We start from the raw sequence: 22,103 nt of genomic DNA, 5'->3' as shown, positions 1-22,103 counted from the left end.
AAGATAAAAAACGATTTAATGATGGTTTACGTTTTTCTTACTATACTGAACGTTCGGTTTATAATAGAGCATAAAAAAGAGAACGTGTCATTTATGATTTCTTTTCGATGCCGTGCAGGAATACTTGGATGGCCGTATGATAAAGGGCAAGCGGATTTTTTACCTTCGTAATGCGGGACATTTGGCTTAAGCCCACGATGAGGCTTTCAAAAATGAGGGAGAGCTGCTCCACGTTATGATTCTCAAATTCCCCATGATCAATCCCTTGCTGCAGCAACTTTTGATTGAATTCCAGGTGGCTTCGGATAATCCGTACGATTCGCTGCTCTACTTCCTCGGACACGTCTCCATTGTTGTTCATGAATTCGTCGAGAGCTTTGGAGAAGGGGTGGTTCAGATCATCAAACACCAGCTGGTCGGCAATTCCGTACAATTTACCGACGGTATTGGTGTATTGCTGCTCCTTGCTGCTCCATTTCTGTTCCCACTCGAGGTCCCATTCCTCGATCAAATACAGAAACAGCCCTTCCTTGCTTTTAAAGTGATAATAAATATTCCCTTTGCTGCTGCCGGTGGCTTCGACGATCTCCTCGATCGACGTTGATTTGTATCCCTTCTGCATAAAAAGCGCCTTGGCGGCTTCGGCAATGCGTCGCTTGGTATCTTCAGTTTGTTGTTGTTTTTTGTTCACGCACGCACCCCCTTATCCTATAGGCTATCGTCAAATATGCATATACTGAACGTTCGTTCTGTATCTTAACAAATGGGTTTAAAATATTCAAGAGAAAATTCTCTCCGGCGCTCCGGGGTCGAAGCCTGTCCTAAAAAAAATAACCGTTACCTCCAATAGGCAGCGGTCATTGTCTCACATGCGGACGGCTTATTAATGGTTGACTTCGATGAACTTGCGTGATTTCTCATGGTAGGACATCAGCTCGGATACGGTAACAAATGAATAACCTCTTTTTTGCAGCTCCGGCAAAATCACCTTGAGGGCTTCAACCGTCTGCGTACTGCTGGGTACAAAATCGTGCATAAGTACGATATCGCCGTTACGGGCGTTGTCCAGAACCTTTCGGACGATGCGGTTGACGCCGGGCTTTCGCCAGTCGAGGGTATCCTGGTGCCATGACCACAATACAGTCAGCATCCCCAAATCCTTGCTCGTTCTGACAATGGTTTCATTATAGCTGCCCCCGGGCGGGCGAAACAGTACAGTTTTCATGCCGGTGGCTTGATAGATCGCATCTTGCGTTTGATTCAGTTCACTTGATAACTTCGTGACGTTAATATTGTGAAAGGGCGGATGCGTATAGGAGTGGTTGCCGATTTCATGTCCTTCCTGCAGCTCCCGCGCGACGATGTCGGGGTGTTTCTCCACCCGGCTGCCTACAACGAAGAAGGTGGCTTTAGCGTCATACCGCTTTAACAGATCCAGAATTTGAACGGTGTTATGCTTGTCCGGGCCGTCGTCAAAAGTGAGGGCGATCACCTTGTTCTGCGTGGGCACTTCCCACACGATCTCGCCGCGCTCCTCATAATAATCTCTGCCTTTGGAGGCGGAAGGCACGTGCTCCGCATGCACTTGGCAAGGATAACCAAGCATCAGCGCAAGAGCAAGCAATGAAAAGGCTGAGCATGTTCGTTTTTTCATGGCGATGGGTTTCCTTTTCTTCTGTTGTTCTAGTCTCCGCATGATAGCACGCGAGCTTCATTTAGGATGCACGATCATCAAAGAAATTATTCTATAGGAAGCTCTCGCGGGGAAAGCAAGCGCGTCAATTGCGAAGGAGCCCCTGGATTGCTGTCAGTTCCTGCATGTAGAGGAATCAGGGCGATGGCGCTGGTCCATCGAGAAGAATCGTGCTTGCCCCGGGGTGATGCGAAAAATTATGAGTTTCATATATTGACATCATATGGTTGTACATGGTATTATCGATTTTGTCGCTAAGACGAAATGTGCACACCTGGATTTCGGGATGATCTCGCAAAATATTGCGGATTCCACGCGTACCTTCGGGCTTTTCAAGTGAACGTGAACGACGCTAGGAACATGCGCGGATACAATATGCCGGGGTGGCGGAATTGGCAGACGCACAGGACTTAAAATCCTGCGGTAGGTGACTACCGTACGGGTTCGACCCCCGTCCTCGGCATTATAACAGCGTCTGGTATGATGCAAAATAAGTCGGCCCCTGTATGGGTGCCGGCTTATTTTTTAAATCGACGCAAATTCATTAGCGGGCGTTGTTCCTGCGGACCTAAGCGGAAGATGCCGCGTCCCGATTAAAGTGATCGCATTTCTTTTATGATTCCATGCTGACCTGCGTGAGGAGGAGGGAGAGGAGACATGCGGATGTTTAACAATGATTGGGACCTTATCCTGCAGGGAGAAGTGGATAAGCCTTATTTTCAAGCTTTGATGGAACGGGTGGATGAAGAGTACCGGCGCAGTACGGTGTATCCTCCCAAGGAAGATATATTTCGGGCTCTGCAGCAAACATCGTACCAATCGACGAAGGTCGTTATTTTGGGACAAGACCCTTATCACGGTCGCCGGCAGGCGCAGGGACTGAGTTTTTCCGTCTCGCCCGGGGTTGCGATTCCTCCGTCTTTACGCAATATACATAAGGAGCTTTCATCGGATCTGGGGATTTCGGCTCCGAATCATGGATCCTTGCAATCATGGGCGGATCAGGGAGTTCTGCTGCTCAATGCCGTGCTGACGGTTCGCGAGGGCGAGCCGAACTCCCATAAAGGCATCGGGTGGGAGACCTTCACCGATACGGTCATCGCGAAACTGAATGAACGTGAAAGGCCCATGGTGTTTATATTATGGGGCAGTTATGCACAGAAGAAAGGTTCCTTCATAGACCGAAGCCGTCACAAGGTGCTTGAGTCCAGTCATCCGAGCCCGTTTGCAGCGCACAAAGGATTCTTCGGCAGCCGTCCATTTTCAGCATCGAATGCTTTTTTAATGCAAGAGGGTATGAATCCGGTGAAGTGGGACATCCCGAACACGCCGGACGATGGAGATGAATAATCCGCGAGAGGTGACCTTCATGAAGCATTGGATTGGTCGTCATGTTGTCATTCAGCGTCTAGACGGGGCGAAAAGCACGGTTGAAGGTGTGCTGAAAGGGTGGGATCCCGTTCAGGAGAAAGTGATTCTAGGCCCGGGCGAGCTAATCATTCCGTTTCGAGCGATTCATAGGATTATGCCGAGGAACTCCTATCCGGCCCTGAACTCCATCGGTTATGTCGTGAGTCATACCATTCAATTCGATAATGCCGTTTATTTTGGGTCCTGCGTCATGGTATGGAGGGGCAACCAGCTGGTGTCTTCCCAGGCTATCCTGACATCTCACGATGAGGATACCGTCACACTGTCGAATGGCACGATATTGCGTAAGGACGAGCATGATTTCGTGGTTCGATCCCTGCGCGGCAATGCGTGATTCTTTTAAAATAAAGGATGTCCCACTAGCCATCGCAAAGTTGGCGGGGGCATCCTTTTTTGCTGTGAGGCGCCATCATGCGTCCTCTACTTTTTCGGCGAGGAACAGCTCGTAAATTCGCACCGCAATAATTTTGATGATCATGTAGGCCGGAATGGCTAGCAGGATGCCGAGGAGTCCGAAGAAGTCGCCGCCTACAAGAATGAGGACAACCGTAGTCAGCGGGTGAATATCCAGCTGTTTCCCGTAGATGACGGGTGTCAGAATATTATCTTGAATCTGCTGGGCGATGACAATGACCACAACGGACCATATCGCGATGGAAGGCGATTCGATAAATCCAATGATGACGACAGGAACGGTCGCCAGCAGCGCACCGATATACGGGATGAAATTCAAGAAGAAGGAGATCACCGTCAAGAGCAGGGAATAGGGCAGTCCGATAATCAAAAATCCGATATAGATCATGACGCTAAGTATAAGATTCAGGATCACTTTGCCGATAATAAAATTGCTGAGTGCCGTATCGATCTCGCCCAGCACCTCCTGGCCGTCGCGGCGGTATCGTCTGGGCAGGACGCTGAGCAGTCTTGGCGGGAGCTTGCTGCCTTCCTTCAGCATGTAGTACAAAATGATTGGAATCGTAGCGATAATGACAACGACGCCGGATACAACGGAAATCAGGTTATTGATGGAATTGCTGATCCATGTGATGATCCGGTTCATGTATTCCGTCAGGGAGGTAGACAATTCGGATTCCGTTGGTATATAGCGGGACCAGAATTGATTTTGTTGAAGCTGGTCGATCTGCTCCTCCACGCCCTCAACCAGGAAGGGGGCGTTGCTGATGAAGTTTTCGATCTGTTCACGGAGCGTCGGCCATACGACGATGCCAAAGATCGCGCAGAGACCGGCAAAGACGAAATACAGCATCAGGACGCCGATGGATCGTTTGATTTTGCGCCGCTCCAGGTAGTCCACGATCGGCCTGAGCAGATAATAGAAGAAGCCGGCCATGGCCACCGGAACGATCAGCATGTTGAACATGGAGACGATGGGGCGAAACAAAAAGCTGATTTCGGTTCCTAGGTAGATGATTAAGAGCAGCGCGATTATGCCGAAGCATGTCCTGAAATATTTGCTCTGCATCATGGGCAATCCCTCCATAACAACGAGTAGGTAAAATACACGGGTACCATGTAACATTTGTATTTAACCAATTTGGAGGGATTTGAAATCACCAGTTTATGTTATTAGTTACGTATGGTGACCCTGGTATGGATGGGCACGAGGGAAGCAAGCTCCACCACGTCCTCGTTATACATCCGAATACAGCCATGGGAGACGGAGCGTCCGATGGATGAAGGGTCATTCGTGCCATGGATGCCGTAGTGGGGTTTGGACAACCCTAACCAGTAAGCCCCAAAAGGACCGCCGGGATTCGGTTGTTTGTTGACGATGGTGTAATTGCCGGGAGGCGATTGCGTAGCCATTTTGCCGATGGCGACCGGGAACGTGCGTACCACGATGTTGCCGTCGAGCAGGTGCAGCTGAAAGTCGGACAAATCGACAATAATGCGGTATTGAGGCATGATCATCCATCTCCTTCAAGATTCAAGCTATGAAAAAAGGGGGGGATCGGCCCCAAAATGGTCTAAAATAGGCAAATTACACCTTCATGACTTGGTAGAAATTTCATCCGTTGAGGACGGTTTGCCGATGTTATATTTAATATGTTAAGCAGTTACAACGTTTACACCAGGAAGGGGAAGCCGATGTCTCCCGCAAGGCTATATCTAAAATATATTAAAAATAATATGTTCACCAAGATGCTGCTGTTAATCGCCCTGATTGCGGTAGTTACCATCGTTACCTTATCGTTTCTTATGTATTACTTCTTGTTTCAATCGGCCGTCCGCAGCGAGCTGGACATCCAGCGGAGCGCGGTGGAGCGGGTGGAACGACACCTGAATCAAAAATACGAGAATGCCCAGTCCTATGTGAACGACTTATACCGCAACAGCTCTTTGGGCATTGATACTTCCTATTTCCTCATGAACTCGTTTAACGAATATATGGCGAAGCGAATGAATCGGATCGCGGGCGGGGGGCAGTCCAATTCGGACAGCGTAGTCGCTTATTTCAAGCAGAGGCTTGACGACGATCCGGATATAGAGAATATCATGCTGTACAGCGCGGAGAAGCAATATGTCTACGTGTACAAGCAGGGCAGCATGACAAGGCTGTATCAGGCGAATGCCACGCATTCCTACATTCCCGACGTGATGGCGCTCGAAAGCCAGAGCGTCACATTGCCGAATCTATGGATACGCAAGCTCGCCGGAGACGTGACCTTGCCGTTGTTCTCGATCCGAAGCCCGATTAATGATATGACCACTTACAAAAATCTGGGACAACTGCTTATTTTGTATCGAACGGAAGCGCTGGATGCCGTGCTGAACAACAGCAACGATTCCCTGAAGGGCTCCGTCCTGGTATTGTCGGGCGACGGCCGCGTGATGTTTGACTCCTCCGGCAAATATTACGGCGAGAAGTATCCGTATGCCGACCGGCTGCTGAATTCCAAGGAAACCGTGACCCTCGATGAGGAATCCTATATTACAACGGCAGCCCATAATCAGGCAGGCTATACGGTGGTGGGCATCACGCCCAAGCGCGAAATCGCGGAATCGTTCCATGGCTTGCAGAGCACCATTATCATTGCGGCCCTGCTATGCATCGTGATTGCGGTGTCCATCCCTTCCCTGATGATCGTCAATTACTCCAGACGGACCGATAACATTATCCGTTTTATGCGCAAGGTCGAGAAGGGAGAGTTCGTGGCCCGGATGCAGGATACCAAGGACGATCAGCTGGGGCAAATCGCAGGCAGCTTCAATGAAATGCTGGATGAGCTTTCCCGTTACATCGATAAGGTGTATAAAGCGGAGATTAACCAGAAGAACGCGGAGCTGTCTGCGCTGCAGGCGAGAATCAACCCGCATTTTTTATACAACACGCTCGAAGTGATTCGAATGAGGGCCCTCTCGCAGGGGGCGCAGGACGTCGGCGATATGATCTACAGCTTGTCGATGCTTTTCAAGAATATCGTTCAGCATAAGTCCCACTACACGCTGAAGGATGAGCTGGAGGCGTGCAGACTTTATTTGGAGCTGTTTCGCATTCGCTATAAGGACAAGTATATTTACAAAATGCACTGCGACGATCAAATCAAGCATGTGCCGATGATCAAAATGTCGCTGCAGCCGCTGATTGAAAATTATATCGTTCACGGCCTTCGCAGCGATCAGGACGACAACTGGCTGACCATCAACGCGACGCAGGAGGATGACGAGGTCCATATCGAGATCAAGGACAACGGGAAAGGGATCCCGCCGCAGCGGCTCGAGGACATCAAATCCCGGCTGGATGTGGCCGAGTCGAGCGGAGAATCGTTTGGTCTGCGGAGCGTGAATGAGCGATTAAAGCTGACATATGGAAGTTCATACGGAATGGACATCCAGAGTGAGCCGGGTAACGGAACGACGGTGACAGTGAAATTTCCGGTGACAGAGAGGAAGCTGAATAACGATGTATAAGGTATTTATCGTGGACGATGAGCCGTTCATTATAGAGGGATTGGTTGATGTCGTGGATTGGTCGAAGTATGGCATCGAGGTGGTCGGTCATGCGGAGAACGGCCGTCAGGCACTGGAGAAGATGTCGGTCGTCCCGGTCGACATTCTTATAACGGATATATCGATGCCCGTGATGACGGGGCTTGAATTGATCGAGGGGGCACGCAAATTAAACCGTAATCTGAAGGTGATTATCCTGAGCGGTTTCGACGACTTTGCCTATTTAAAGGAAGGCATGCGGCTAGGGATCGAGAATTATCTGCTCAAGCCGATCAACCTCAAGGAACTGGAAGAAACGATTGCAAGCACAACGGATAAAATGAACAAGTCCAGAAGGGAAATGAGACTGGACGAGTATGACATCAATATTTTGCGGAGCAACATCCTGTATCGCTGGATCACCGACCGGATCGAGCCGGAGGAACTGGAGGAGCGGGCGACCCTTCTGGGGTTGAATCTCAATTTGCCCTATGTTATGGCATCTATCCTGAGAGCGGACTTCACGCCGCTGGAGAACTGCCTGTATCAATTAATGGACCAGGAGCCAGGTGTTCTGTATTTCCGGGACAACGACGGCGATCATGTGGTCATCTTCATGATGAAAGACCCGGATACGGAAAAAGCGAGGGCAATCCGCCTGCTGCAGCAGGTGCGGGAGCAGTGCTATGAAGAAGAGCTGAGCATCTCCCTCGGCAGCGTGGAGAGCCTTGGCGGGAATTACAAGGACAGTTATCTCCATGCCAAGGAAGCCCAGGAATACTATCTTGTTCTGGAGCAGCCCTCCTACGTGGATTATGTTGATGTTCAGGCCAAAAAGGGAGAAGCGGCGGAATCCTATTCGATACAGTGGCCCGAGTATGCCAAAGGCATCGCCGGAAGGGACAAGCAGGTGCTGTTCGATCTGATCGACAGCGATTTTGACCGGCTTCGCCACACCCAGGGAATGAACCCGACAACCTTGAAGAGCATCGCGGTCGAAATGGTCATTCGCCTGAAACTGGAGCTGAACGATATCCAGTATACGGCTGCCCCTGATTTCGTGAAAAACACGATTACCGATATTATGGATTCCATATCGAGCGACGATCTGATCACTGCGGTGAAGGATGGGGTCGGCGGGCTGGTCGATTCGCTCAACAATGATGTGAAGAGTCCTGTCATCCAGCAGATTCTGAATCATATCCAGCACCATTACAACGAGGATTTGTCATTGAAGGTGCTGGGAGCTAACTATCATATCCATCCGGTCTATCTGGGTCATCTGTTCCATAAAGAGACGGGAGAAAACTTCACGGAGTACATTAACCGGTACCGGATTGAGCGGGCCAAGGAGCTGCTTCGGAACTCTTCGACAAAAGTGCAGGATATCGCAAAAAATGTCGGTTATTGGGAAACCGGTTATTTCTATAAACAGTTCAAAAAATTCGTCGGCGTATCGCCGAGGGATTTTAGAGGGATGCTCTGATTGATAGAATCAGAGCTTTTTTCTTTATTTTCACCATAATACCTTTAATTTTTCGCCTATGTGAAACTGCTTTCATGGGATAACCTTATAGGTGTAGAGACACAAGGATTCAAAAGGGAGGATAAACATGAGTAAATCGAAAAAGAAATGGCTCCTGCCGCTAACGCTTTTATTGTCCGCGTCCATGCTGTTGTCTGCATGCGGAGGCAATAAAGAAGAAAGTGCAGGAAACGGCGGGGGAACTGCCGAGAAACCGGTTGAGCTAATCTGGTACACCATCGGTACACCTCAAAAGGATGTTGACAAGGTTGAGGCAGAAATCAATAAATACACTGCTGAGAAGATTGGTGTAACCGTTGACATGAAAATGATCGACTTCGGGGATTACAACCAGAAGATGCAGGTTATGGCAGCTTCCGGCGAACCGATGGATATCCTGTTCACGAGCTCATGGGCGTTCGATTATGTGCAGAACGCACGTAAAGGCGCATTCATGGAATTGGACGAGCTGATCGAAAGCCACGGAAAAGGCATTAAGGAAGCAATCGATCCGGCGTTCCTGGAAGGTTCCAAGGTTGACGGACACAACTATGCGATTCCGGCCAACAAAGAGCTTCCTGCTCAAGAAGCATGGCGCTTTAACAAAACATTGCTCGATAAATACAATCTCGATATTTCGAACGTAAAATCGATGGAAAGCTTGGAGCCGCTGCTCAAAACCATCAAGGAAAACGAACCGAACGTCGTTCCTTTGGCCATCAGCAAAGACTTCGGACCATTGCTTCCATTTGACTACATCATCGAAAAAATGCCAATGGCCGTATACCTGGACGACAAGGAAGAACTGAAAGTCGTGAACTTCCTCGAAATGCCGGAAACGATGGACATGCTTAAGTTGATGAACAAGTACTACAAAGCGGGATACATCTCCCCAGAAGCTGCAACAACAACTTCGACGCAAGATCTGATGACATCCGGCAACTGGTTCACGGACCGTGCGGCTACACAGCCATTCGCGGACAACCTGTGGAGCCAAAGCTACGGCTATCCGGTCGTATCTACTCCTGCCGGCGATGCAAACATCTTTAACTGGTCGGTTATGGGTTCGATGCAAGCGATTTCCGCAAACTCGAAATACCCTGAGAAAGCAATGGAGTTCCTGAACCTGCTGAACACCGACGTATATCTTCGAAACCTGGTTGACTCCGGTATCGAAGGCGTGCACTACAAGAAGCTTAGCGAGAACGTCATGGAAAACTTGCCAGAATCGAAAAACTACGACATGCCTACTTTTGCGCTTGGCAATGTCATGCTGACATACTTGAATCCTGAAGATCCTGAGAACAAATGGGAAGAGTTCAAGAAGTTTAACGAGTCCGGCCAGCCTGCTCCACTTCTCGGTTTCAACTTCGATCCAACCAAAGTATCCACAGAGCTCGCTGCTGTCAACAACGTAAAAGAAGAGTTCTGGGCGCCGCTGATGACAGGTACCGTCAATCCTGAGGAGTTCCTGCCAAAAGCGAATGAAAAGCTGAAAGCTGCCGGTCTGGATAAGATCATCGCTGAAGCACAAAGCCAAATTGATGCTTGGAAAGCAAGCAAGTAATAACAATGCATGAAGCGGTCTGCCTGCCCTAAGGGGCAGCAGGTGCCGCTGCATGAACAAGGACGGGGCGGCGGATGTTCACCGCCCTTCTTTTGTTCATTTCATGCACATCACGAGGAGGGGTAAGCGTGAGAGCAATCGGACAGTTTTTCAAAAATATTATGACGAATAAGGCCATGCTGTTCATGGTTTTGCCGGGGACCCTGTGGTTTCTCTTATTCTCATATTTGCCCATGTTCGGGACCATTATTGCATTTAAGGAATACCGCTTTAGCCGAGACGGGTTCTGGGCAAGTATCGTTAATAGTGAATGGGTAGGATTCCAAAACTTTAAATTCCTGTTCAGTACCAACGATGCTTACATCATTACGCGCAACACCGTTCTTTATAATTTCGTGTTCATCATATTAGGTCTCATTCTATCCGTAGCACTGGCTATCGTATTGTCTGAAATCGTGAACAAGAAATTGGCGAAAGTCTATCAAACCGGCATGTTTCTGCCGTACTTCCTGTCCTGGGTTATCGTAGGTTACTTCGCATTCAGTTTCCTGAGCATGGATAAAGGGATGCTGAATCAGATTCTGGGCTGGTTCGGCATGGAGCCGGTTCAGTGGTATTCCGAAGCCAAGTATTGGCCGATATTCCTGACGTTGATCAGTTTGTGGAAATCCGTAGGTTATAACAGCGTCGTCTACCTGGCGGCGATCATGGGGATCGACAAATCCTTGTACGAGGCGGCGATGATTGACGGAGCGAACAAATGGCAGCAGATTAAAGCCATCACGCTTCCGATGCTGAAACCGCTGATGACCATTTTGACTCTTCTTGCGATCGGTAAAATCTTCTACGCTGACTTTGGTCTCTTCTATCAAGTGCCAAGGGATTCGGGAACCTTGTATTCCGTAACGAACGTCATTGATACCTATGTATATCGCGGTCTGAAAACAACGGGCGAGATCGGCATGAGTACTGCTGCGGGTCTGTACCAGTCGGTTGTCGGATTTATTCTGGTTATGGTATCCAACTATATTGTTCGTAAATACGACAAGGATAACGCATTGTTCTAATCGATCAATCATCAAGAAGGGGGTATGTGATGTGTTCAAATCGAAAAGCAAGATGAAAGATTTCCATCAGCTTTCATCCGGGTGGAATGTCGTATTCAACCTGATTGCCGGTATTTTCTCGTTCCTGTGTGTATTTCCGTTCCTGTTCGTTATGATCATCTCATTTACAGACGAAGGCTCACTGGCCCGAAACGGATACCAAATCTGGCCGGAGAAATGGAGTCTTGAAGCTTACAAATACGTATTCCAGACAGGCGATACGCTTCTTCGTTCTTACGGCGTAACGATCTTTGTCACGGTCGTAGGTACGCTGCTCAGTCTGTTTATCATTTCGCTTTATGCTTATGCCATCTCCCGCAAAGGGTTCAGATACCGGAACTTCTTCTCGTTCTTCGCATTTTTCACGATGCTGTTCAACGGGGGGCTGGTGCCGACTTATATCGTAGCAACGCAATTGCTGGGTCTGAAAGATTCCATCTGGGCTTTGATTCTGCCTTTGGCGCTCAACGCCTTCTATATCATGATTCTGCGTACGTTCTACAGCACCAGCGTGCCGGACGCCATCATCGAATCCGGTAAAATCGACGGTGCGAGCGAGTTTAAGATTTTCTACAAGCTGGTATTGCCGCTATCCCTGCCGGGTCTGGCTACCATCGGTTTGTTCAGCACGCTTGGGTATTGGAACGATTGGTTCAACGCATTGCTCTACATCGACGATCCGAACCTGGTTCCGCTGCAATCCATGCTCATGCGGATCGAAACCAGCATGCAGTTCATCCTGCAGAACTCGCAGAACTCATCCCTTAGCATGGCCGCTCTTCAGAGCATGCCGCAGGATACTTCGCGGATGGCGATGGTCGTTCTGGCAACCGGACCGATTATTCTGGCATACCCGTTCTTCCAGCGCTACTTCATTCAAGGTCTGACCATCGGCGCGGTTAAAGAATAAATTCTTCAAGTACCGGAGGGTATAAGATGACTTATAAAGATCCCCGTAAACCCATTGCGGAAAGAGTGGAACATCTGCTTGGCCTGATGAACGTGGAGGAAAAGGTGGGGCAGTTGATCCAGCCGTTCGGCTGGAAGACCTATGAGGTGAATGAAGGTCAGATTACATTAACGGATTCATTTAAAGAGCAAGTTAAAAATGGCGGCGTCGGATCCCTTTACGGGACCCTTCGCGCCGATCCATGGACCGGTGTAACACTTGAGACCGGTCTTTCTCCGCGTGAAGGAGCGGAAGCCGTCAATCACATCCAGCGGTACGCCGTTGAGCAGTCTCGACTTGGCATTCCGATCCTGATCGGGGAAGAATGCTCGCATGGTCACATGGCCATCGGCGGCACGGTCTTTCCGGTGCCGTTGTCCATCGGGAGCACGTGGAACGTGGATTTATACCGCGACATGTGCCGGGCCGTCGCGCTGGAAACACGCAGCCAGGGCGGCGCGGTCACCTATTCGCCGGTGCTCGACGTCGTGCGCGATCCAAGATGGGGACGTACCGAAGAATGCTTCGGTGAAGACCCGTACCTGATCAGCGAATATGCGGTCGCATCGGTGGAAGGCCTTCAGGGCGAGTCCCTGGACAGCCCGAGCAGCGTTGCGGCGACCTTGAAGCATTTCGTTGGCTATGGCAGCTCGGAAGGCGGGAGAAATGCCGGCCCCGTGCACATGGGCACGCGTGAGCTGATGGAAGTGGACATGCTGCCGTTCAAGAAGGCCGTGGAAGCGGGAGCGGCCTCCATTATGCCCGCCTATAACGAGATTGACGGCGTGCCTTGCACCGTCAATACGGAACTGCTTGACGGCATTCTCCGCAAGGAGTGGGGGTTTGACGGCATGGTAATCACCGACTGCGGCGCCATCGATATGCTGGCCAGCGGCCATGATACCGCCGAAGACGGAATGGATGCCGCTGTGCAGGCCATCCGCGCCGGCATCGATATGGAGATGTCGGGCGAGATGTTCGGCAAGCATCTTCTGAAGGCTGTCGAGTCAAACAAGCTGGAGGTCTCCGTATTGGACGAGGCCGTACGCCGTGTATTGACGTTAAAATTCAAGCTCGGATTGTTCGAGAATCCTTACGTGGATCCCCAGACAGCCGAGAACGTGATCGGCAGCGAGCAGCATGTCGGACTTGCCAGGCAGCTTGCGGCAGAAGGCATCGTTCTCCTTAAGAACGAAGCAAAGGCTCTGCCGTTATCCAAGGAAGGCGGCGTGATTGCCGTCATTGGACCTAATGCCGATCAGGGATACAATCAGCTTGGAGACTACACCTCTCCTCAGCCGCCGGCAGCCGTGACCACCGTGCTTGGCGGAATCCGCGCGAAACTGGGAGAAGAAGCGCAGCGCGTATTGTACGCTCCGGGTTGCCGCATTAAGGACGACTCCAGGGAGGGCTTTGAATTCGCATTGACTTGTGCGGAACAGGCCGATACCGTGGTTATGGTGCTTGGCGGTTCAAGCGCCCGCGATTTCGGCGAAGGCACGATTGATTTGCGCACAGGGGCCTCGAAGGTCACGGACGATGCTTTAAGCGACATGGATTGCGGCGAAGGCATTGACCGGATGACGCTGCAGCTATCCGGCGTTCAATTGGAATTGGCCCAGGAGATCCATAAGCTTGGCAAGCGGATGATCGTGGTGTACATCAACGGCCGTCCGATCGCGGAGCCGTGGATCGACGAGCATGCCGATGCGATTCTGGAAGCATGGTATCCTGGACAGGAAGGCGGACATGCGGTAGCGGACATTTTGTTCGGGGACGTGAATCCGTCCGGCAAGCTGACGATGTCGATACCGAAGCATGTCGGGCAGCTGCCGGTTTACTATAACGGCAAGCGGTCACGCGGTAAGCGTTACCTTGAAGAGGATTCCCAGCCGCGTTATCCGTTCGGATACGGGCTTAGCTATACCGAATTCAGTTATTCGGATATTCGAATCACTCCGGAAGTGATCGGAACGGACGGTACGGCCGTTGTTTCCGTGAACGTTACAAATAGCGGTGACTGTGAAGGGTCCGAGGTTGTACAATTGTACGTAAGCGATGCCGCCAGCAAATATACGAGACCCGCCCGTGAACTGAAGGGCTTCCAGAAAATTTCCCTGCAGCCCGGAGAGCGGCGCAAGGTGGAATTCACGATCGGTCCGGAACAGCTTCAATATATCGGTCAAGATTACCGGCAGGTGGTTGAACCCGGGTTGTTCCGTGTTATGCTAGGCAGGCATGTGAATGATACGCTTAGTGCAGATCTGACCGTACAGGAGGATTAATCAATGGAACGTATTCGACGCTTTATACGCGAACTGTCGGAGCGGCAGTGGCTCGAATCGACGGAGCTTCGAGATTGGAACATTACCCGGTCCACTTACGTGGTTCCGGGCGTGTACGAAGAGACGGCCCCTTATCCGGAGGGGCAGAACTTCAACAGGTTTCCGAGCACGCAGGGGACAACCTATTTCTTTCGGAGGAATCTTGAGTTACCCCCGCAATGGGCAGATGGAGCGATTGGGCTCGTGTTTCAATCCGGGGGCGAGGGGCTGCTGCGCATTAATCGCGCGTCTTATCAGGGATTGGACCGGAATCATACTTTTGTTACGCTGGATCCGAAGCGCACCGGAATGAACATGGAGCTGGAGATCGAATTGTTCGATCCGATTCCGGAGCCGGTCGACCCGCTGAATCAGCAGGCTGTCATTCAGCCACCGATTACCCGTGTACAAAGTTTGCTTGTCCGCGTAAACGTGCCTGTCCAGAGCCTGATGTACACCGCTACCGTGATCCGGGATTCGCTTATCCTGCTGCCGGATACGGATATGCGGCGCATCCGCATGATGGAGGCGCTGTATCAGGCCATGGATCGCTTCGTAGGCTTGAATGACGCTGCCATTCGGGATGGTGCCGAGGTGACCGCGATTGAGCATGATCTGAAACAGTCGGTCGCAGCCATAGGCGGCCATGCCGAAGGCACCGAGCATATGGTAGGCCAGTCCCATATCGACATCGCCTGGCTGTGGCCCGTTCGGGAAACCGTACGAAAAACAAGCCGCACCTTCTCCACGATGGATGCGCTGATGAGCGAATATCCCGAATTCAAGTACGCGCAGAGCCAGCCGCTGCTGTACCAATTCCTGAAGGATCACGATCCCGAGCTGTACGAGAGAGTGAAGGCCCGAATCAAGGAAAGGCGCTGGGAGCTGGTCGGCGGGATGTGGGTCGAACCGGACCTGAACATTCCGAGCGGGGAATCTCTCATGCGTCAAATGCTGTACGGGCAGCGCTTCTATCAAGAAGAGTTTGGCCTGACATCGCATATCGAATGGCTGCCGGATACGTTCGGATACTGTGCATCCCTGCCTCAAATCTTGAAGCATGGCGGCATTCGTTATTTCATGACAACCAAGCTTGGCTGGAACGATACGAACGTGTTCCCATACGATCTGTTCCATTGGGTCGGAATCGATGGAACGCCGATGCTCTCCTATCTGAACCATGGTGTGAACGAGAACACGCTGCCGAAGGACGTTCACGAGCATTGGCAGTCGTACCGTCAAAGAGCCGTTCATCCGGAGCAGATGTTGCTGTATGGACACGGCGACGGCGGCGGAGGCGTAACTCGCGAGATGCTGGAATACATCAACCGGGCCGAGCTGATGGTCGGTCAGCCTGCCAGCAAGTACAGCACGGCTGCCGAGTTTTTTGACAGGATCGACGCAGCTCAGCCGCAGCTGCCGAAATGGCGCGGGGATTTATACCTGGAGCTTCATCGCGGCACCTATACGACGCATGCACGAAACAAGCGCCATAACCGGAAAGCGGAAATCCTGTTCCGCGAGGCGGAGCTATGGAACACGGTAGCTTTCCCGTCGATGGACAACGAGAAGAAGCAGGGCATCGTCAGCGAGCTGCATGACGGCTGGAAGCTGATTTTGCTGAATCAATTCCACGATATTATTCCGGGTTCTGCGATAACGGAATCTTACGTGACCTCCGAGAAGGAATACGCAGAGGTGTTCCAAAAAGGAAATCATAGCCTGGATCTCGGGCTTCAGGTATTGGCGGACCAGGCCGATACAGAAGGAGAAGGCGTTCCGTATGTTATCTTCAACGGACTTGGATGGAGACGAGACGCCGTCATCTCGCTAGAAGTAGAGCCTGGTCTTGCGCCGTACGATTCGGATGGGGCGCGGCTGCCATTCGATGCCTTATCCGGAGAGAACGGCGAAACCTCGCAGCGCTTGAACGTTCATGTTCAAGGCATCCCGGCCTTGGGATACACAACCATCTGGTTGAAGCCTTCGGTAGGAAACGGAAAGGCAGCGGAGAAGTCTACTATAGTGTTCGCAGATTCTTGGGAAACGGATTACTATATGGTCAGCTTTAACGAGCGCGGCGAAATCACGAGCCTGTGGGATAAAGAAGCACATCGGGAAGTAATCAAGCCGGGCGAAGCCGCGAATCGGTTCCACTTCTTCCATGACCGTCCGACGCTGTGGGATGCGTGGGATATCGATACCCGCTACGAGGAGCAATCCGCCGGCGATGCCGAGCTGATCGAGAAGAAGCTGGTGTCTGCGGGCGAAGTCCAAGATGTGCTGCGTTTCCGCTGGCGCATTCATCAGTCGGAGATCACGCAGGATATGATTTTTTATCATCATGACCGGCGGATCGACTTCAAGACGTTTGTCAGCTGGAACGAATCGCATAAATTGCTGAAAGTCGGTTTCCCGATCGGCGTCGTTGCCGAGAAGGCCACCTACGAGATTCCGTTCGGTACCATTGAGAGACCGACCCATCGCAATACGAGTTGGGAGCAGGCGCAATATGAAGTCTGCGGACACCGCTTCGCGGATGTGTCGGAGCATGGATACGGCGTCAGCCTGATCAACGACTGCAAATACGGATATGACGTTCAGGACAGCACAATCCGGCTGTCGCTGCTGCGCGCGCCGAAATGGCCGGATGTCACGGCGGATTTGGGAGAGCATGAGTTCACGTATTCCCTTTATCCGCATAACGGAGACTGGAGAAGCGCCGGAATCGTCCGCAAAGCAGCCGAGCTTAATCATGATCTGCCATGGGTGAGAACAGGTTCGAAGAAGGGTTCGCAGCCTGCCGTGCATTCGTTTATTCCGTTCGAGAGCGATCACGTTATTCTGGATACCGTTAAGCCGGCAGAAGACGGCACGGGGTACGTCCTTCGGATGTATGAGTCCGCGGGCGGCCGGGATGCGGCAACAGTGAGCTGGCCTTATCCTTGCGAAAGGGTCCATCTATCCAACGCCTTGGAAGAAGAACTCGAACAACTGGATATCGCGGAAGGAAGGTTAACCCTTCAATTCCTGCCGTACGAGATCAAAACCATCAAATTGACCACACAACATACTTAGTCAAAGGAGCCAGAACAAATCATGGAACAATTCAGACTCCCCAAAATACCAATGCCGGAGCTAGAGCTGCCGCAATCGATTCAGGCGGTTTTGCAAGAGGCCGAGGAAAAGCTGGCGCACCGTCCCAAGCTGCTTCAGCTGTTCAAGAACACGTTCCCGAACACGCTGGAAACGACCACCAAATTGATGGAGGATGGCACGACGTTTGTGATCACCGGCGATATTCCGGCCATGTGGCTGCGCGATTCGGTAGAGCAAGTGATCCATTACATTCCGTTTGCCAAGAACGATCCGCAGCTTCAGCGGATTTTAAGCGGATTGATCAAACGCCATTTTCAATATATTCATATCGATCCTTATGCCAATGCCTTCAATGAATCGGCCAACGACTGGCACTGGAACACGACCGACGAAACGGACATGTCGCCATGGGTATGGGAGCGCAAATTCGAGATCGATTCGCTGTGCTTCTCCGTTCGCCTGGCCTACCTGTACTGGAAGGAAACCGGCCTGACGGATGTGTTCGACGCCAATTTCAAGTCGGCTATGATCAAAATCATTGAGCTGTTTAAAACCGAACAGCACCATTTCGAGAAATCGCCTTACCGTTTCACGCGGGATAACGGAATTCCAACCGATTCCTTGCGCAACAACGGTCTCGGCATGCCGGTCAATTATACAGGCATGATCTGGTCGGGCTTCCGTTCAAGCGACGATGCCTGTGATTTCCACTACAACATTCCGGGGAACATGTTTGCCGTTGTGGCCCTTCGTCAAATGCAGGAATTCGCGGAATGGGTATTCCGGGACATGAAGCTGCTGGATGAATTGAAACGACTTGAAGCCGACGTGGATCACGGAATTCAGCTGTACGGCATCTATCGTCATCCGGAGTTCGGTCCGATCTACGCCTATGAAACGGACGGTTACGGAAATTACTGCCTGATGGATGATGCGGGCACTCCAGGATTGATGTCCATTCCTTATCTGGGATATTGCTCAGCAGATGATCCGATTTACCAGAACACCAGACGGTTCGCGCTCAGCAAAGAAAATCCTTTCTACTACGAGGGGACCGTTGCCAAAGGCATCGGCAGTCCGCACACGCCGCCGGATTATATCTGGCATATGGCCTTGTCGATGCAGGGGATTACGGCGCAGACGGCTGAAGAGAAGCTGGAGATGATTGCGCTGCTGGAAGCGACCGATGCCGATACCGGCTTCATGCATGAAGGTTTCCACGCCGACGATCCGAAAGTTTTCACCAGATCGTGGTTTGCCTGGTCCAACAGCCTGTTCTCGCAATTGGTGTATCAGGCGATGAAAGCAGGGATTCTATGAGCGAGCGCCTGATTGTATTCTATGATCCGTCCTTTCCGGCAGCAGAAGCTGCCGGTTTGCCGGGTAACGCCGCGGCTCTGAATGCATTCGATGCGGTGTGCGGTGCCGAGGACCTCGCTGAAGCGCTGGCATCGTCAGGCGGACAAGGTGCAAGCTTTGTCAATTTGCACGCGCCTTATTTTCCGAAATCCGCCTGGAGAGCGATTCTGGATTTTCTGAGAAACGGCGGCGGCTTGGTCAGCGTTGGCGGCGCACCCTTCAAGCGTCCTGTCCGCAAAGAGGACGGCGCTTGGGTGGTGGAACACGAACAGACGGCGTACCACCAGCAGCTTCATATTCATGAGGTGCTGCCTGTGGACAGCGGGCGTGTCGATCATTTGATTGCAAGCGACGTTATACCGCTGATGGAGAGCAGCCGGGAACGGTTAACTGTCAGCGATACGTGGAATTTGGTTCCGCATGTCACCAAGAGCAGTGATCTGCCTCACCAAATGGGATCGGCCGGGCCGATGGATACCCGGATTTATCCGCTCCTTAAGGGAAGCACGGCGAACGGGAGAGAGGTCGCCGCTCCGGTTGTTCTATGGGAAAATGTCGGCGGACCTTTCTTGGGCGGACGCTGGCTGTTTGTGAATCAGACGCTCACCGCTTCCTTCTGGGAACAGGATGGAGGAGCAGAGGTTCGCCGCTGGGCGGCATTCTGCGCGAAGGGGATTACCGAACTGTGGATCAAGCCGAATTATGCGACCTACGAGTCCGGCGAGCGCGCGATTCTGACCCTGCAGGCGCAAAGGCTTGGCCGGAACCTGACGGTTCATGAGCCGCAGCACTGGACGTTCCGCATCTCTGTCAAGCACGACGGGGATGAATCTTCCGAATGGAATCATACCGTTACGGTGGACGTGACCGGGCAATTTCATGTACAGCGCATCCCGGTCGCGCTCGATATCAAGCGGGGAGCTTATCGCGTGGTGTGCGAAGCCGAAGGGCCAGACGGAGAAATCCGCAGGCTGAGACAGGGCTTCTGGGGAGCTGATCCGCAGCTGCTGCAGGCAGGCTCGCCTGTAACCTGCAACCGGGATTACTTCATCAAGGACGGCCGTCCCATGCCGGTTGTCGGCATGACGTACATGACGTCCGATGTCGCGCGTAAATTCCTGTTCCTTCCGAATACGGATGTATGGGATCGTGATATGGCGCAAATGCGGGGTGCCGGCATCAACTGGATCCGCACCGGCATTTGGACCGCGTATCGCAATATTATGCAGGTGGACGGGCATGCATCCGAGGAGGTTATGCGTTCGATTGACGCCTTCCTGTTAACGGCGAAGAAGCATGATCTGCAGGTAACGTTTACCTTCTTCTCCTTTACGCCGGAGACATGGGAAGGCCAGAATCCTTACCTCGATCCGCGAAGCGTGGAAGCGCAGAAACGTTTCATACGTTCCATCGTGACAAGGCACAAAGACACGAAGAATGTGGACTGGGATCTGATCAACGAGCCTTCCATGTTCGATCCGCCGCAAATTTTCTCGGACGGACCGCGTTCGGCGAAGGATCCGTTCGAGCGGCAGGCTTATGTCGATTGGCTGAAGAAGCGTCACGGCTCGATTGAGCGTTTACAGGAACGCTGGAACATGACGGCCGATCAGCTGCCGGGTTTTGACTCCGTGGTTCCTCCGGAGCCTCAAGCCATTAATTTTGACGTTCAAGACATGCACCAGGGAAAAAAGGGCGGGCAATGGCTCGATTATGTATTGTTCTCCATGGATATGCATAACCGCTGGGCCAAGGAATTATATGAAGATATCAAAGCGGTGTGCCCGGACCATATGGTGACCGTCGGACAAGACGAGGCGCTTGGCGCACAGCGTCCATCCCCGTTCTTCTATGCCGAAGCCGTGGACTATACGACGGTTCACTCCTGGTGGTTCAACGACTATTTGATCTGGGACGGCATCTTTGCCAAAACGCCGGATAAACCGAACCTGATTCAGGAAACGGGCATCATGTACGTGGAAACACCGGACGGCCGGGCGAAGCGGAGCGAAGCCGAGCTTCGAAACCTGCTGGAGCGCAAGTATGCTTACGCCTTCTCTACCGGTGGCGCAGGAGCCATTCATTGGATCTGGAACACGAACTTCTACATGGATAATGCCAATGAATCGCATATCGGAGCTGTCCGCGCCGATGGCACGGAGAAACCGGAAGCGGACGTATCGTATCATTTCGGCGCCTTCATGGAAGATATCCGGGATTTGTTTGCAGGCCGGAAGCTTGAAGAGACCGCGGTCATCTTCCCTTATTCCAACGATTTCTCCAACCGGAAGCTTGCGTTTGAAGCGACGACGAAGGCGACGCGCGCGCTTGCTTACGAGCTGAACGTACCGTTCCGTGCCGTTGGGGAATATGATTTAAGCTCGCTGCGCAGCAATCCGGCGAAATTCATCATTCTGCCGAGCGCCCACAATGTGGATGACCAGGCGTTTGCCGAATTGATAACGATCGTGGAGAAAACGGGAGCCACGCTGCTCCTGACCGGTCCGATCGGTCTGGATGCTTACTGGCATCCGGTTGAACGCATGACCGCAGAGCTGGGCGAGCGCAAGCTGGCAAATGTGCGCCGGGAAGAAAGCTTGCGCTTAGGGGATCGTGCATGGCCGGTTTCATATGGGCACCGCAAGATTGCCGAGCTGAGCAAAGAAATTCCGGCAGGCCGCGAGGCTAAACCGGCAGACGCAGCCGGCGACTCGATCGTGGACGTGAAGCTTGGGGCAGGACGTCTGCTCTGGAGCCCGCTTCCGGTAGAATTAAACGACCGGATCGACGTCATTTCCGCTTTGTACCGGCATGCATTGGAGCTGTCTGCAGCCGACACGGAGCTGATCTGGAATCAAGGCGGAGAACATCCCGGCGTATACGGACGCAAAGTAACGTTTGAAGAAGGAGCGCTCTTCGTCTTCGGCTCAGAGCAATCGTGGGATACGAACGTCGAGGTGAAGGATCCTTCAACCGGCCGTATCTATTCATTCGTGCTCGAGGCGGATCGTTCGATCTTGTTCGCAGTGAATGCGAGCGGCGACCTGTTATCGGTGTACCGTCCGGATGAAGTCGAAATCACCGTATCGAAAGGCTAAC

General features: G+C 51.9%; 15 protein-coding genes and 1 tRNA gene. 12 read left to right on the top strand and 4 right to left on the bottom strand.

The features are described from left to right. Positions 1-91 precede the first annotated feature (91 nt). Both BMX45_RS25830 and BMX45_RS25825 read right to left on the bottom strand, forming a co-directional pair. Positions 92-691 carry a TetR/AcrR family transcriptional regulator gene (locus tag BMX45_RS25830; protein ID WP_090913038.1) on the bottom strand — a complete coding sequence of 200 codons (600 nt, stop codon included), beginning with the start codon at positions 689-691 and terminating at the stop codon, positions 92-94. Positions 692-883: 192 nt separating this feature from the next. After that, the gene (locus BMX45_RS25825) at positions 884-1,606 is read right to left on the bottom strand and encodes a polysaccharide deacetylase family protein (protein WP_254778267.1); all 723 of its coding nucleotides are present in this window, start codon (positions 1,604-1,606) and stop codon (positions 884-886) included. Between the two features lie 464 nt (positions 1,607-2,070). On the opposite strand from BMX45_RS25825, the gene BMX45_RS25820 reads away from it, so the two are divergent. The 3 genes from BMX45_RS25820 (at position 2,071) to BMX45_RS25810 (ending at position 3,458) form a co-directional block, all read left to right on the top strand. Beyond that, a tRNA-Leu gene (locus tag BMX45_RS25820) sits at positions 2,071-2,156 on the top strand. A gap of 200 nt (positions 2,157-2,356) precedes the next feature. Then, a complete protein-coding gene (locus BMX45_RS25815; RefSeq protein ID WP_090913124.1) occupies positions 2,357-3,043 on the top strand; it encodes a uracil-DNA glycosylase in 687 nt (228 codons plus the stop codon). Next, positions 3,036-3,458, top strand: coding sequence for a hypothetical protein (locus BMX45_RS25810; protein WP_254778262.1), 423 nt, complete (start codon positions 3,036-3,038; stop codon positions 3,456-3,458). The genes BMX45_RS25815 and BMX45_RS25810 overlap by 8 nt, the downstream gene beginning before the upstream one ends. Before the next feature lie 75 nt (positions 3,459-3,533). Here the strand turns inward: BMX45_RS25810 and BMX45_RS25805 are convergent, their stop codons facing one another. Both BMX45_RS25805 and BMX45_RS25800 read right to left on the bottom strand, forming a co-directional pair. Further along, entirely contained in the window at positions 3,534-4,610 is a 1,077-nt protein-coding gene (locus BMX45_RS25805; RefSeq protein WP_090913034.1) for an AI-2E family transporter, read from the bottom strand. A gap of 101 nt (positions 4,611-4,711) precedes the next feature. Then, positions 4,712-5,050: a L,D-transpeptidase gene (locus BMX45_RS25800; RefSeq protein ID WP_036671045.1), complete on the bottom strand. Its 339-nt coding sequence runs from the start codon at positions 5,048-5,050 to the stop codon at positions 4,712-4,714. 225 nt (positions 5,051-5,275) lie between these two features. Between BMX45_RS25800 and BMX45_RS25795 the strand changes: the two genes are divergently transcribed. The 9 genes from BMX45_RS25795 (at position 5,276) to BMX45_RS25755 (ending at position 22,102) form a co-directional block, all read left to right on the top strand. After that, the gene (locus BMX45_RS25795) at positions 5,276-7,057 is read left to right on the top strand and encodes a sensor histidine kinase (protein ID WP_368087182.1); all 1,782 of its coding nucleotides are present in this window, start codon (positions 5,276-5,278) and stop codon (positions 7,055-7,057) included. Next, entirely contained in the window at positions 7,050-8,561 is a 1,512-nt protein-coding gene (locus BMX45_RS25790) for a response regulator transcription factor (RefSeq protein ID WP_090913030.1), read from the top strand. The genes BMX45_RS25795 and BMX45_RS25790 overlap by 8 nt, the downstream gene beginning before the upstream one ends. A gap of 127 nt (positions 8,562-8,688) precedes the next feature. Then, positions 8,689-10,167 carry an ABC transporter substrate-binding protein gene (locus tag BMX45_RS25785; RefSeq protein WP_015734274.1) on the top strand — a complete coding sequence of 493 codons (1,479 nt, stop codon included), beginning with the start codon at positions 8,689-8,691 and terminating at the stop codon, positions 10,165-10,167. Positions 10,168-10,304: 137 nt separating this feature from the next. Continuing rightward, a complete protein-coding gene (locus BMX45_RS25780) occupies positions 10,305-11,234 on the top strand; it encodes an ABC transporter permease (protein WP_175320733.1) in 930 nt (309 codons plus the stop codon). Between the two features lie 52 nt (positions 11,235-11,286). Next, positions 11,287-12,183, top strand: a complete 897-nt coding sequence (locus BMX45_RS25775; RefSeq protein WP_036666173.1) for a carbohydrate ABC transporter permease — start codon at positions 11,287-11,289, stop codon at positions 12,181-12,183. A 26-nt stretch (positions 12,184-12,209) separates the two neighbouring features. Beyond that, the gene (locus BMX45_RS25770) at positions 12,210-14,507 is read left to right on the top strand and encodes a glycoside hydrolase family 3 N-terminal domain-containing protein (protein WP_090913028.1); all 2,298 of its coding nucleotides are present in this window, start codon (positions 12,210-12,212) and stop codon (positions 14,505-14,507) included. Positions 14,508-14,510: 3 nt separating this feature from the next. Continuing rightward, positions 14,511-17,624, top strand: a complete 3,114-nt coding sequence (locus BMX45_RS25765; RefSeq protein WP_090913026.1) for an alpha-mannosidase — start codon at positions 14,511-14,513, stop codon at positions 17,622-17,624. A gap of 21 nt (positions 17,625-17,645) precedes the next feature. After that, a complete protein-coding gene (locus BMX45_RS25760) occupies positions 17,646-18,965 on the top strand; it encodes a glycoside hydrolase family 125 protein (RefSeq protein ID WP_015734277.1) in 1,320 nt (439 codons plus the stop codon). Beyond that, complete coding sequence (locus BMX45_RS25755) at positions 18,962-22,102, top strand: alpha-amylase family protein (RefSeq protein WP_090913024.1); 3,141 nt, start codon at positions 18,962-18,964, stop codon at positions 22,100-22,102. The genes BMX45_RS25760 and BMX45_RS25755 overlap by 4 nt, the downstream gene beginning before the upstream one ends. The last annotated feature ends 1 nt before the right edge of the window (position 22,103 follow it).

Origin of the sequence: Paenibacillus sp. cl141a (assembly GCF_900109305.1) — a bacterium.
GTDB lineage: Bacteria > Bacillota > Bacilli > Paenibacillales > Paenibacillaceae > Paenibacillus_AQ > Paenibacillus_AQ lautus_A.
Note: the sequence above shows the minus strand (reverse complement) of the source record. Positions and strands in the feature narration are given on the sequence as shown.

What these genes read in the sequence shown, in the direction of transcription:
- BMX45_RS25825 (WP_254778267.1), bottom strand. Translation starts at nt 1,606, where the DNA reads ATGCTTGGTTATCCTTGCCAAGTGCATGCGGAGCACGTGCCTTCCGCC.
- BMX45_RS25815 (WP_090913124.1), top strand. Translation starts at nt 2,357, where the DNA reads ATGTTTAACAATGATTGGGACCTTATCCTGCAGGGAGAAGTGGATAAG.
- BMX45_RS25810 (WP_254778262.1), top strand. Translation starts at nt 3,036, where the DNA reads ATGAATAATCCGCGAGAGGTGACCTTCATGAAGCATTGGATTGGTCGT.
- BMX45_RS25805 (WP_090913034.1), bottom strand. Translation starts at nt 4,610, where the DNA reads ATGATGCAGAGCAAATATTTCAGGACATGCTTCGGCATAATCGCGCTG.
- BMX45_RS25800 (WP_036671045.1), bottom strand. Translation starts at nt 5,050, where the DNA reads ATGCCTCAATACCGCATTATTGTCGATTTGTCCGACTTTCAGCTGCAC.
- BMX45_RS25795 (WP_368087182.1), top strand. Translation starts at nt 5,276, where the DNA reads ATGTTCACCAAGATGCTGCTGTTAATCGCCCTGATTGCGGTAGTTACC.
- BMX45_RS25790 (WP_090913030.1), top strand. Translation starts at nt 7,050, where the DNA reads ATGTATAAGGTATTTATCGTGGACGATGAGCCGTTCATTATAGAGGGA.
- BMX45_RS25785 (WP_015734274.1), top strand. Translation starts at nt 8,689, where the DNA reads ATGAGTAAATCGAAAAAGAAATGGCTCCTGCCGCTAACGCTTTTATTG.
- BMX45_RS25775 (WP_036666173.1), top strand. Translation starts at nt 11,287, where the DNA reads ATGAAAGATTTCCATCAGCTTTCATCCGGGTGGAATGTCGTATTCAAC.
- BMX45_RS25770 (WP_090913028.1), top strand. Translation starts at nt 12,210, where the DNA reads ATGACTTATAAAGATCCCCGTAAACCCATTGCGGAAAGAGTGGAACAT.
- BMX45_RS25765 (WP_090913026.1), top strand. Translation starts at nt 14,511, where the DNA reads ATGGAACGTATTCGACGCTTTATACGCGAACTGTCGGAGCGGCAGTGG.
- BMX45_RS25760 (WP_015734277.1), top strand. Translation starts at nt 17,646, where the DNA reads ATGGAACAATTCAGACTCCCCAAAATACCAATGCCGGAGCTAGAGCTG.
- BMX45_RS25755 (WP_090913024.1), top strand. Translation starts at nt 18,962, where the DNA reads ATGAGCGAGCGCCTGATTGTATTCTATGATCCGTCCTTTCCGGCAGCA.